The 12,892-nt window shown below is 64.2% G+C and carries 7 protein-coding genes; 3 read left to right on the top strand and 4 right to left on the bottom strand.

Annotated features, from left to right (window positions below; translation table 11 throughout):
* The first annotated feature begins 107 nt into the window (after positions 1-107).
* Positions 108-797, top strand: a complete 690-nt coding sequence (locus DYE23_RS04820; protein ID WP_147292264.1) for a hypothetical protein — start codon at positions 108-110, stop codon at positions 795-797.
* Between the two features lie 7 nt (positions 798-804).
* Here DYE23_RS04820 and DYE23_RS04825 read toward each other — a convergent pair whose 3' ends face one another.
* A complete protein-coding gene (locus DYE23_RS04825) occupies positions 805-2,133 on the bottom strand; it encodes an IS701 family transposase (RefSeq protein WP_435404778.1) in 1,329 nt (442 codons plus the stop codon).
* Positions 2,134-2,429: 296 nt separating this feature from the next.
* Here DYE23_RS04825 and DYE23_RS04830 point away from each other — a divergent pair, with 296 nt between their 5' ends.
* Together DYE23_RS04830 and proA are read left to right on the top strand one after the other, a co-directional pair.
* Positions 2,430-2,861, top strand: coding sequence for a hypothetical protein (locus tag DYE23_RS04830; protein WP_218566979.1), 432 nt, complete (start codon positions 2,430-2,432; stop codon positions 2,859-2,861).
* Positions 2,862-3,480: 619 nt separating this feature from the next.
* On the top strand, positions 3,481-9,819 hold the full coding sequence (gene proA, locus DYE23_RS04835) for an anti-phage protein ProA (RefSeq protein ID WP_115326644.1): 6,339 nt from the start codon (positions 3,481-3,483) through the stop codon (positions 9,817-9,819).
* 1,235 nt (positions 9,820-11,054) lie between these two features.
* Here the strand turns inward: proA and DYE23_RS04850 are convergent.
* The 3 genes from DYE23_RS04850 to DYE23_RS04860 form a co-directional block, all read right to left on the bottom strand.
* Positions 11,055-11,699: a vWA domain-containing protein gene (locus tag DYE23_RS04850; RefSeq protein ID WP_115326647.1), complete on the bottom strand. Its 645-nt coding sequence runs from the start codon at positions 11,697-11,699 to the stop codon at positions 11,055-11,057.
* A 23-nt stretch (positions 11,700-11,722) separates the two neighbouring features.
* On the bottom strand, positions 11,723-12,013 hold the full coding sequence (locus tag DYE23_RS04855) for a hypothetical protein (protein ID WP_235660328.1): 291 nt from the start codon (positions 12,011-12,013) through the stop codon (positions 11,723-11,725).
* Positions 12,014-12,165: 152 nt separating this feature from the next.
* The gene (locus DYE23_RS04860; RefSeq protein WP_115326649.1) at positions 12,166-12,867 is read right to left on the bottom strand and encodes an endonuclease/exonuclease/phosphatase family protein; all 702 of its coding nucleotides are present in this window, start codon (positions 12,865-12,867) and stop codon (positions 12,166-12,168) included.
* Between the last annotated feature and the right edge of the window lie 25 nt (positions 12,868-12,892).

Raw genomic sequence — 12,892 nt, forward strand, 5'->3', positions numbered from 1 at the left:
TCGAACAAGGGGTGGGGATGGTACTTCCGTTGATACCGGTGGCGCTGATAGCTGTCGGGGCGGTTACCGGGACTGGTGGGCTGGCGTTTGGGGGCAAGGGCGCTCTTTTGATCAAGAAAGCCCAGTCGCAGCGCAGCGAAGCAATAAAACGGTACGAGCAGCGCCGGGAGCAGAGCGAAGCCGCTGTTGCGGCCACCAACGGGCTACTCGAAACGCTCGGCGAGGACCAGCAGCTGGCGCTGACCGATGTCGTGCTGCGGATGGCTGACTTCCTTCGCCGCAACGCGCGCCAAGTTCGAGAGAACGAGCGCCTGCTGGTCGACGGCATTGATGCGACGATGCATCGGGTTACCGGCCTCACGAGTCTCGATATAGATGCGACCTCGTGGATCGCCGGGGCCATCGGGTCAGTCGGTGCAGGGGTTAGTGCTGGAGCTGGGGTGACCGCAGCCGCCGGCACTTTCGGAGTGGCCAGCACTGGTGCGGCGATCACAGGTCTGTCCGGAGCGGCGGCCACGAACGCAACAATGGCATTTCTGGGCGGGGGAAGCCTGGCAGCTGGGGGCGGAGGAATGGCGCTCGGAGCCGCAGCACTGAACTTTGTGACGATCGGGCCTGGGCTTCTCGTCGCCGGGCTTGTCACCCACGCGCAGGGTGATAAAGCGCTGACGCAGGCGAAGGAAGTCTGCGCCAAGGTTGATGTCGGCATTGCCGAACTCGACGAGTTCGATGGGAAAATGGCGGCGGTGGACACGCGAGTGCACGAGCTGCGCACTGTCCTAGTACTACAGCCGTAGATAGCGTTCATTGTTGTTGATGTTGTTTGCGGTAATGGTAGGTGCGGGCTCTCGTTTGATGTCGTCGCCGCCAGGTGGACCAGGCGAGGACGTCGGCAACCGCGTGTAGCGGCTGCAATACCAGGGCGATGAAGAGTCTGCGGAATTCATTGACTGTCAACGTGATCAGTGTCTGGCCGGTCTGGTCGTCGGGTTCGTCGCTGCGCCGTTGAGCGGCGGTCGTGACGACGAGGAAGGCATGGGCAAGCATGGATAGGGTGACCCAGCGGTGCCAAGAGGTCCAGGTCCGTACCTGGTGCTCGTCGAGCCCGGCCAGGCCCTTGCCGGCTTGAAACGATTCCTCGACCTTCCAGCGCCGCCCGGCGACCCGTACGTAGTCGGCCAGGGTGACCGGATTGGGGCTGTAGCAGCGGTAATAGGCCAATTCAGCGGTCTTGTCGTTGCGGCGCACCAGCAGGTGATGGTGGCCGGGCTCGGCGTCGGTGATTTCGACCAACGTCCAGGAGTACCAGCGTTGGCCCTTGGCGCCGGTTCCGGCGCTGACGCGCCGCCAGGCCCGCCGCGGCAGAGACCGGGCAAGCTCGTCTACTCGCTGGCTGCCCGTACTGGTGGTGACGGTGCGATTGGACCCGACGGCCAGCACATAGCCCAGCCCCTGGGCGGCGATCGCGGCGCGCAGGTCGGGGTCGGCGCCGTAGACCTCGTCGCCGGTGGCCCATCGCGCAGGGACTCCGGCGGCCACAGCACGAGTGATCATCCGCTCGGCCAGCGCAGGTTTGGTGGCGAACTCGACATCGGTGGGCACCCCGGCGCACTGACGGCGTTCCGAGTCGTCGATCCACGACTTCGGCAGGTATAGCTCGCGGTCCACCAGTGCGTGACTGTTGGGCCCCGCATAGGCCAAATACACAGCGACTTGGGCGTTTTCGATCCTGCCCGCGGTACCGGTGTACTGGCGCTGAGTCCCGACGGTATGAGTGCCCTTCTTCACGTCTCCAGTCTCATCGACGATCAGGATCGCCTCGTCATCGCCGAGGTGGTCGACCACGTAGGCGCGAAGATCATCACGCACTCCCTCGGCGTCCCACTTCGCCCGCGCCAGCAGATGCTGCATCCGGTCCGGGCTGCTGTGGCCGCAACGCTCGGCCAGCGTCCAACAGTTCTTACGGTCAATGTCACAGACCAACCCGAGCATCAACGCGCCGGCGTTGCGCAGCGGCTCGCACCGAGCGAACCGTGACGCGACCCGATCCAGCACCTCATCAAAGCCACTTCGCCACCGATCAACGTCTACCCTGTAAGCCGCGGCGACCGCGGCATCATCGTTAGTTCTCACAAACTCCGAACGATGCCGCGGTCACCCAATCCAGCAAGGCAAACACGCCGACGAGCAACGATCTACGGCTGTAGTACTAGGTGACTTGCGCGAGCGAGCTGTCGCTGCGCTGGACCTCCTCGAATCAGAGGCATTTGAGGCTCAGGTGCATGCAGATCGATTCCAGAGGGCTATGACGTTAGCCATGGCGGTTCGGGACGTGGCCGCAGCGCCCATTGTCGATGATGCGGGCGAATTGACCGAGGAGAGTGCTCAACTCACGGTCAGATACCGCGCGATGTCGAAGGAGAACTTTAATGCCTGAGCCTGCCAGGACGCATGCTGCCAAGCTGGCCAGGCCAGGGGCGAATGTGATTACGCCGCTGCAGGGCTTCGACGCGCTGAACCAGATCGTCAACGCTACGCGGGAATGCATCGCCGTGCACCAGGTGGAGAAGACAAAACGTGCAAGGCTTGAGGTTTACGAGACGACCGAAATCGCGCGCATAAAGGCTGCGGAATCAGTGCTGAGAGATTACTTCGCTCAAATTTTCGCCGAGCGACGCGCGAACTTCGAGGAGCTGTTCACTCGTCTCGATACCGCCTTGGAGGCGCAGGATGGTGAGACGATCAACTTGGTTGTCCGAGGCATCGTGGATATTGCGAAGTCTTCGCCTTTGGCGGACCTCGGTGACTTGGGTAAAATCCGTGAGGCACTTGACGATCCGAATCAGGTGTGGGAGTTCTAAGTCGGCGAAGAGGTACCGACAAAAAATGGCCGCGCGACTACCTTCCCAAGGGCGTCACCCTCGCCGACTATTCGCTGGAAGCAACCGTTGGCAGTCGAAGAGCAGCTCAATAATCCCCGAACAGTCCTCAAAGACCGTTGTCCCGCCGGACTATTCGCGCCATCGTAGCGTCAAGCAGTCCGTCAGTGTTGCGACGTGACTAGAACCCGCCCCGTCCTCAACGGCACCCTTCATCGAGTTATCGCGAGACTCGCGACAGACACCCCTACGGGGCACTGACAGATCCGCGCGGCGGGGCGGCTGATGGAGTGCTTGAATCAGCGCAGGGGACGATCGTTTGTCGGTGCCCTCTGTCATCCTGGTCGGCTCGCCTCCCGCGGGCGCACAACCCGACGGATGGGAATGATCGATGACCGACTGCCCGAGATTGACGTTCGTTCCAACCCTAGCTGCGCTAATCTTCGCCAGTACAATACGTAGCAAATTGGCGTGCGCGGTGATATTCACGGGGGTTCGACGCGGTATGTCCGATGTTGTGGGGCCGTGCCCGCACCGGTTGTCGGCAAGAGTCCGACTTGTCGAGAATTCGCAAGACGCCCTGAATGTCGAGGTCTGAGAAGTGAACAACGTTGACCGCCACCAACTCATCGGTCAGACACTGACGGCGCTGGCCGGCGGATTATCGCCGTTCGTCACACAGGTGCTTAACCGCGTCATCCCGCCCGGCACCGACTGGGCCGACTTGCTACGAGCAAAGGACACCGCGAATGGCCGAGGGGGCGGGGAGTACCAGAGCCGCGATGTTGCCCTGATGCTTCGCGCCATGACCGAGCGGCTCGGCGACCTCGGCTACCCGTTCAACCGTGCGATGCCGCGCCAGGCGGAGATCTACGCCAAGGAGCTGCGCGAGGTCCGCAACAAGTGGGCGCACACCGGCGAGTTCACCGACGCCGAAACCTATCGGGCCATCGACTCCGCCGAACTCCTACTCCGGGCCGTCGGGGCCGCCGACGTCGCCGAGCGCGTCCACAACCTCAAGACCGCGGTAGCCCCGATGGCGGCCCCGCCGGCACTGCAGCCAGCGACGCCGGCGCCACCGCAGTCCGGACCCGCCACTGTTCCGGCGCGGAAACCGGTGCCGCCCGCCGACGCCCCGCGCATCGACATCTCCGCGATCGCCGACCTCAGCTACGCGATGGCCCACTGCCGCATCCCGGTCATCGACCACATTACCGTCGACAACACCGGCGGTGACCGTCAGGGCGCCGTCCTCGAAATCGACGTCGTCAGCGCCGAGGGCTCGCACGGCGGCCCCGCCGAGATCCACCTCGACCTGCTGGCGCATCAGCCAACCACGTTGCAGACCGTCGACCTCAAACTCGACCCGGCATCGATGTGGCGCGTCGACGAAGCCCGTCCCGGCGACATCCGCGTCGTGCTACGCGACAGCGCCGGCGCGGTCCTCGCCGAGGCCGCCAAGGAAGTCACCATCCTGGCGGCCAATCAGTGGAAGGCCACCCCACCGCAACTGGCCCTGGAGATCCTGGCGGCCTACATCCAGCCCAACGCCGCCGCCATCGCCCCGCTGCTGGTCGAGGTCTCCGACCGGCTCGGCGCGGCCACCGGCAACTCCTCGATCGATGGCTACCAGAGCGAGAACCCGGAACGCGTCGACGCTATCGCCCGCGCGGTATTCGATGCGGTGAAGGCCCGCGACATCCGCTACGCCGAACCGCCCGCCAGTTGGGGCGACATCGGGCAGAAGGTCCGCACGCCCGCCGAGGTGTTCGACGGTCGCCTCGGCACTTGCCTGGACACCACGCTGACGCTGGCCGCCGTGCTGGAACAGTGCGGCATCAACTCGACCATCTGGCTGCTGCGCGGGCACGCATTCCTCGGCTACTGGCGCATCGACGGCGCGCTAGCCACCGTGTCGACCACCGAACCGGCCGAGGTGGTCAATCAGGTCGACCTGAAGAGCATTGGGCTCATTGAAACCACCCTTGTGACACAGTCGGTGCCCGACGCCACCTTCGACGACGCCCGGCGTGCGCCACGCATCCAGCACCTCGCCGAGGACCTGACCAACATCCTCGGCATCACCGATGTGCGGCAAGCACGGCGCTCCCTCATCTTCCCGCTGCCCAGCCGCAGCACAGACGCCGACGGCAACGTAGTCATCTCCGAGTACAAGCCCGGCGACGGACCGATGTTCCAACCGTACGAGGCCACCGAGTCGAAGCCGGCGGCCGCGGCCGAGGCCGTACCTGCGCGCGTCCGGCAGTGGAAGAACGCCCTCCTGGATCTGAGCCTGCGCAACAAGTTGATCAACTACACCGACCGCGCCGGCTACCGCCTCGAAGTTCCCGGCCCGGCGCTCGGCCGCTTCGAAGACGCCGTCAACGCCGGCGCGCGGGTCAACCTGCTCGGTTCCGACGAAGTGCAGAACGTCGACGTCGCCCGCGGGATGCGGTTCGGCAGGGACCTGCCCGAGCCCGAACGCGAGTTGCTGCTTGCCGATAAGCACAGTGCCTACATCGACATCACCGCGGCGTCCTACAAGAACAAGCTGAGATACCTTGCTAACAAGGCAAAGACCATCCGCGAGGAAACCGGCGCCAACAACCTCTACTTGGCCTTCGGGATGCTCAGCTGGCACCTGAACGACCGACCGCTGCGGTCACCGCTGGTGCTGGTTCCGGTGTCGCTGACCACTACCAACCGCGGCGAGCGTTATCTGGTCACCATCGATGACACTGGTGCCTCGACACCGAACTACTGCTTGATCGAGAAGCTACGAATCGCTTTCGGGTTGGAGATCCCGGGGCTAGCGCAGCCCGATGAGGACGCCTCCGGCATCGACCTGGTGGCCACCTTCGACGCGGTCCGCCGCGCTGTCGCAGAGGCCAAGCTGCCCTTCCTGGTCGAAGACAGCGTGCACCTGTCGATCCTGCAGTTCGCCAAGTTCCCACTGTGGAAGGACCTGGACGAATCCTGGAAGGCGCTGTCCGGCAACAGCTTGGTGCGCCACCTGCTGGAGACACCGCAGAACCCGTACGTGGACCCGGCTGCCGAGGTACCGCACACCGACCTCAACGACCTGAGCACCGCGGTGCCGGTGCCCGCCGATGCCTCCCAGCTGCGGGCCGTCGCCGACGCCGTCGGCGGGCGGACCTTCGTCCTGGAGGGCCCGCCAGGAACAGGCAAGTCGCAGACCATCACCAACCTGCTGGCCCACGCGATGGCTAGCGGCCGGCGCGTCCTGTTCGTCGCCGAGAAGCGCGCCGCGCTGGATGTCGTGAAGAAGCGGCTGGAAAGCGTTGGGCTGGGGGAGTTGTCACTGGACATCCACGACAAATCCGCGCGTCCGGCCGCAGTGCGCGCGCAGATCAAACATGCGCTGGAACTGCGGATGAGCCACGACGCGGATCTGCTGCGCACCAAGCTGCAGGTCGTCGAGTCCAGCAGGCACAGCCTGGCCCGCTACGCCGACCGGCTGCACGAGGCCAACGCTGTTGGTCAATCTCTCTACACAGCACGCTCCTTCGAGCTCGCCGCCGATCAGGACATCGCGCCGCTGGCGGTGCCGCGCAGCCTGATCACCAACGCCGACCCAGCCCTTTTCGACGCCGTGGCGCAGGTTATGCGTACCTTGCCGGAGAAGTTCGACGACGCCCGCCCGAGCCCGGACCACCCGTGGGCCTTCATCGCCATGATCCCGCCCAGCGGTTTGGATCCCGCACGGATCCACTCCGCCGCAGTCGCATTCGACACCGCCCTCGCCGAGCTGCACGGTTTGGGCATCACCACCGAAGCCCTCAGTAGATGCCGCAGCCCAGAAACCGTCGACGGATGGGCGCGGCTGACCGGGGAACCGCGCTACCCGTTGTCGGTGGTCGACGCCGTGCACACCGCCGATTGGCAGGCTTACGTCGCGGGGATCGAACATGCGCTGGCGGGCCTGCAGCAGAAGCCGGAGTGGCTGGCGAGCGTGACGCCGGCGGCCATGGACCTCGATATCCCGGCCATTCACGCGGCGGCCGTCGCGGCCGATGAGTCGGGGATGTTCGGCCGCAAGAAGCGCCGCCGCGCGGTGCTGGCTCAGCTCACCGACGTGCTCGCCGTGGACCCTGCCGAGGTCAAACTTAAAACGCTGTCCGCGTTGACCGCGGACTTGCAGGCCAGCCACGCCGTGGTCGCCGATCTGCGGCATCGGGTCGCCGCGCTGCCCGCAGTGCTGTTCGACCGGCCGTGGAACCCGTTCGTGGACGCCGACGCGGCGCACTTGGCGCAGGGGTTGGCGGCGCTGCGCCGCCTCGGCCACACACTGTCCGCCACCCCGGCTGACCCGCACATCGCCGATCTGCGAAAGTTCTACAGCGACACCGCGACCGGAACGTGCACGTCCGCCCTGCAGGCGCTGTCGAAGAGTTGGCGTCAACTCACCGATATCACCGGCAGCGCTGCGCTCCAAGGCGTCTGGGCCGGTGACGCATCGTTCATCGGGCGGTGGTGGGCGACCCGCGGCCCCCGCCGGTTGGAGTCGGCAGTGACCATCGAGCGGTGGGTCACCCTGCTGCAGCACGTCGAGCCCCTGCTGCGTGCGGATATGCATGAGGCGCGCAGCAATATCCTCGCCGGCCGGATCGTGGCCGAGGACGCCAGCCTGTCGTTCGACCGCGGTGTCGCGGTCGCCTCCGTGGCCGAACGGCTGGACGCAAGCGGATTGAGTGACTTCGACGTCACTGCGCACGGCAAGACCATCGATCGGTTCACCACCAGCGCATCGGCGATCCGCTACGAACTGTGCCGGTCGATCCCGGCCCGGCTGCTCGAGGGGCGGACCTTCGACGCGTTCACTGAAAGCGGCCAGATCGGTCTGTTGAAACGACAGTTGGACAGAAAACGCGGCGGCATGAGCGTGCGTGCGTTGATGGAGAATTTCGGAGAGCTGATCACGCAAATCCTTCCGTGCACGCTGATGAGCCCGGATTCGGTGGCGCGGTTCTTCCCTGCGCACGCCGACATCTTCGACATCGTCGTGTTCGACGAGGCGTCCCAGATCCGGGTCGCCGATGCCATCGGCGCAATGGGGAGGGCCAAATCCGTTGTGGTGGTAGGCGACAGCAAGCAGATGCCGCCGACTAGCTTCGCCGAGACCAGCGCGGCCGTGGATGACGGTGAGGAGGACGCCAACCCCGAAGTGGTGGCCGACGAAGAATCGATCCTCAGCGAGTGCGTGCAGTCGTTGGTGCCCCAGCAATGGTTGTCATGGCACTACCGCAGCCAGGACGAGGCGTTGATCGCGTTCAGCAACATCCACTACTACAACGGCCGGCTGGCGTCCTTCCCGGCGCCGCTGACACCCGCGTCCGGGCATGGAATCTCGCTGATCCGGGTTGACGGGCAGTTCGAACGGTCCGGGCGTGGTAAGACATTGCGCACCAACCGGGTCGAGGCCGAGCGCATTGTCACCGATATCCGCAGCCGTTTCGATGCGTCACCCGAGGTTGCGCCGTCCATCGGGGTGATCACCTTCAATGCGCAACAGCGTGACTACATAGAGAACCTATTGCGCGATGCCGGTGATGACCGGCTGCTGCAGGCCCTCGACGAGTCGGATGGTCTATTTGTCAAGAACCTAGAGAACGTGCAGGGCGATGAGCGTGACACCATCCTGTTCTCGGTGGCGTTCAGCAAGAACGACAAGGGCGTGGTGCCATTGAACTTCGGTCCGCTGTCCAGGCCGGGTGGGGAGCGGCGCCTCAACGTCGCGATCACCCGCGCCCGTCGTGAAGTGGTGCTGTACGCCAGCTTCGAACCCGCGGATCTGCGCGCCGAGGAGACCACGCAGGTCGGCACTAAGCATCTGCGCGCCTATCTTGACCTGGCGCACCGCGGTGTGGACACCATCACCCAGGGTGGTCGACGCAATGCGGTGATCGACCGGCATCGTGACGACATAGCTCACGCTTTGCGGAGTGAAGGATTGGTCGTAAGGTCAGACGTCGGGCTTTCCGACTTCCGCGTGGACCTGGTGATCGCCGATCCCGATGAAGCCGAGCGGCCATTAGTGGCAGTCTTACTGGACGGTCCCGAGTGGTTCGCACGCCGGACCGTCGCCGACCGGGACGGCCTACCGGTCGAGGTGCTCTCGAAGCTGCTGCATTGGCCCGGGGTGGAACGGGTGTGGCTGCCGGAATGGTTGGGGGATCGCGACGCGACGGTGACCCGGCTGCGCGATGCGGTGGCCGCGGCCAAACAGCGCACGCTGAAACCACCGGCCGAGCAGGTCGTGACGCCGCCACCAACGGTGATGACACCCATGGAACAGGAGCCTTTTGCATTCCGGTCGGTGCAGCTGAAGCCGAAGCCGGCTGCGCCGCGGCGGCATGCCGATCTCACCGACTTCGCCCCGTGGAATCCGGTGGTGATCGGCAGCATCAGCGTGCTCGATGAGATCCACACCAGGAACAACCGGGCGCATGTGGTGAAGATCGTCGAGTCGATCATCGACGCCGAGGGGCCGGTGCATCGGGATCGGCTGGCCAAGCTGGTGGCCGGGGCATTCAGCCTCGGCAAGGTCAGTGAGGCGCGGCGGACGGCGATACAGCACGTGGTTCCAACTGAATACGTCCGTGGCGACGACCGCGACTTCTACTGGCCCATGGGTGTGGAACCTGCTTCTTGGCGGACCGTGCGTACCGCGAAGCGCGGGGAGAGCCGCCCGCTGGGCGAGATCAGCCTGGTCGAGATCGGCAATGCGATGCGCGTGGTGGCCGAACAGGCCGGCGGCAGTGCGGTCGACGACCTCAAACGTGATGCCTTGGCCCTGTTTGGTGGCATCCGCATCACCAAGGACATCGGTGCGCGTCTTGATGAGGCATTGGAACGGGCCTTGGCCGCCGGCACTCTCAAGCGTCTGCCCTCGGGGATCATTGTGGTCGGATTCGTATGAGCGCAGCCGAATTTGATGACGCTCTGTTCGAACAGGTCTCGGAAGTGGTGAGCCCAGGCACTGCCATCTTGACGCTATCTACTAAGAACCTGAACAGGATCACCGCTGTGGAGCGCAAGGGAGTGTGGGTCGAGACTGAGCGCTCGATGAGTATCGGTTCAGGGCCACAGTTGGTGCCGGCGTGGATGATAGCCACGGCATGGGCCAGGTTGTGTGACAAGGGGGAGCTAAGTCAACAGGAGTTACTTAACGAGTTAAACGTCAAGCGTTCAGCATTCGTGTGTGCACTGGTAGCGAAGTTTCCGGATGTGCACATTCGGTCGACTCGGCCAACCGTTCTCGAGTTGCAGGACTGATCCAAGGACAGCCTGCACTGACTGAGCAAAGGCGCTTGTCGGTCTCTGCCGCTAAAGCGGTAAGCGTTACTAGAGGGCTTGATGGAGCGGATGCCGACCGGGGATCAGTACGCAGAACTGAACCGTTCCGAAAGCCTCACTCCAGTTCCGGCGAGGTCGGTTCCGACTGGTGAACCGCGCGGTGGGGTAGAGAACTTTCGATCCCGCTAGTTGCAGTTACCACATACTCCTGTCAGAGACATTTCCATGCCGCAGGCACAGAAGGTCGCCTTGCGTCGGACGTCCCGGGAACGTTCGCCAGTCACGCGAGCCTTGTTGACTGGATGCAAGACGTACCACGTTCCCTTCCGAGAACTGGGTCCCCAGCCCACCGCATTGGGTGCGATTCGGATGGCCTCGTCTTCGGAGTTGAATCCGTTCGTAGCCCCGTACTCGATGTGTAGATCGCGGCCACCGTCGCGTCTTGTGGCCACGATGTATGACTTGCCCACGTTATGAACGACGCGATACCGAACGGTGTCGACGGCATTCATGATTTCGCGGATGAACGCGTGATTCTCTGCCGGTATTCGTGCCTCCGACAGCGCCGCGATGAGCGAGTCTGACGTCTGCGCCGATATGTCCATGGTCCCCTTGGTTCTCAGTAAGTGGCGCTGTCCGCCCTTACGCGATCCCAGCTGTCGCGAACCTTTCCGCTGACTCCGGCATCGTGATCGCAGGACTGCTGACGTCGGGGCCGATGCCATCGTCGCACGAAATCCTGCGTCAATACCTCGTTGCCTTCGCCATCCTTGGGGTATTGGGATGTTTCCCCATAGCGAGCGGCGTGACACCTTTGCTTAGGGCTCTGTCACGTGGAATCGCCTGGTGCGCAGGGGCTCAGTCGTCGGTTAGGGCGGACCGCTGATCCTCGGTGAACGCCGGCATAGCCGCGGCTCCATCAGTTATCTTCGCGGTCCGATACCCGCGCACATTGCCCGACATAGCCGCCATCGCCTCCCGGGACTTCCCCCTGCTGTACGTGACGGCCTGCTCGGCCTTGACCCCCAGGTCTTTACCGACCTCGACGGCATCCTGATCGGCACCCATATAGAGGAACTCCCAACCGAATTCGTTGGTCTGCTGTTCGACGAGAGACTTGATGGCCGGTCGACTCCATTCGTGGCTGGCGTTCTCCAGGCCGTCGGTCATGATCGCGATGATGACCGACCCCGGCCTGTCGTCCTCGGCGAGTGCGGCAATCTCGGCAGCGGTGTCGGTGATGAGCTTGCCCATCGAATCCAGCAGCGCGGTGCTGTTGCGCGGATTCAGCACCAGCGGTGGCACCTCGCTGACGGGCACCGCACGGTAAACCACCTCGTAGTGGTCGTCGAACTGCGCAAGCGTGACCCGACAGTCACCGTCGCCGGCACGCTGTTCGGCGAGAAACGCGTCGAAACCACCGACCACGTCGGACTTGATGGACTGCATCGACCCGGACCGGTCGAGCAGGAAGGCGATGAGGGTGAGGTTCTGGTTCGACATGGTCGGTTCCTTCCGGTTGTTGACTAGCGAGGGTTGGCTTTTCGGCGTGGCTTGAACCGCATCGGCTCTGCTGGCACAGCGGGTGGCAGAGGGTTGCGGGCGTGCTTGTCGTTGCGAGCGCGTTTGACGTCTTCGGCGGTGATCCGAGCGCCGTTGCTGGCGTACGGGTTGAGTCGGGGCGTGCTGGCGAGGCGTGGGCCGACCGCGTTCTCGGTGAGGCCGGCGCTCTTTCCGGCCGCCGCGATCGACATCTCGTCGTCGACGACCGCGCGGGCCAGTTGTTCATCGAGTAGGAGACTGACCTCCGTCAACACTGACCGAAGGTGTCGGAGGGCTTGGTCTGCGGATGGAGCACTCTCTGCATGGGCGAGATCTGCGCGGATGCGGTCGTACCGGTTGGGCATGTGCCACCATACCGCAGAATATGCGGAGGCCGCAATAACTGCGGACGAAGTTGTGTCATGTGTCAGCCATCCACGACTGCCACGAGACCGGAGTGATCGGTCTCCTCTGATGTCCGTGGCGCATGATCGAACTCGCAGAAGCTGATCTGCCGCGCGAAATCCGGCCCCGCGAAGACATAGTCGAGCCGGAACCCGTTGTCGCCGGGCCGACTGAACCACGAGTACTCACGGACGTCGGGATGCAGCGACCGCCACACATCCGTGTAGCCAGAGGCGATCAGCCTCCCCGGCATCTCCGGGCCGATGAACTTCGCTCCTCGCGGAGCCTTGTCGAGATCGTTGTTGCCGGTGTTGAAATCGCCGATCAACAGATCGATGCCAGAACGATTGGCATCGTTGATCAGAGCCTCCCAATAGGGGAGTTTCGCGGTGTTCTGCGGCATGTACACCCCGCACACGTAGGCGCCGTCGATCTCGGTACACCACAGATGCCGCCGGTCCAGCGACTCGGTGAACGCCCACGATCGGTCGATGCCGCCGCGCGCCGCGATGAGCACCGTATTCTCCTTCACCCCGACCTCGGGATGTGAGGTGTCATAGCCGACCTGGGTGAGGCGGTCGATGAGTCGCTCACCGACAGCATTGGCGCGGAACTCGGTGACCACCAGGATGTCGGCGTCGTACCTGAGCAGTCGGCCGGCCAGCGCCTCCGCGGACTTCGTGCCGCCGTGCCGAATGTTGAGAGTCGCGATCCGTGTCCCCATCGCAGTGCCCTTTCGCTCGGCGTGG

This window comes from Mycolicibacterium gilvum, from assembly GCF_900454025.1.
Taxonomy (GTDB): Bacteria; Actinomycetota; Actinomycetes; order Mycobacteriales; family Mycobacteriaceae; genus Mycobacterium; species Mycobacterium gilvum.

Excerpts from the sequence above, each read along its gene's own strand:
- DYE23_RS04830 (WP_218566979.1), top strand. The coding sequence starts at position 2,430 with ATGCCTGAGCCTGCCAGGACGCATGCTGCCAAGCTGGCCAGGCCAGGG.
- DYE23_RS04850 (WP_115326647.1), bottom strand. The coding sequence starts at position 11,699 with ATGTCGAACCAGAACCTCACCCTCATCGCCTTCCTGCTCGACCGGTCC.
- DYE23_RS04860 (WP_115326649.1), bottom strand. The coding sequence starts at position 12,867 with ATGGGGACACGGATCGCGACTCTCAACATTCGGCACGGCGGCACGAAG.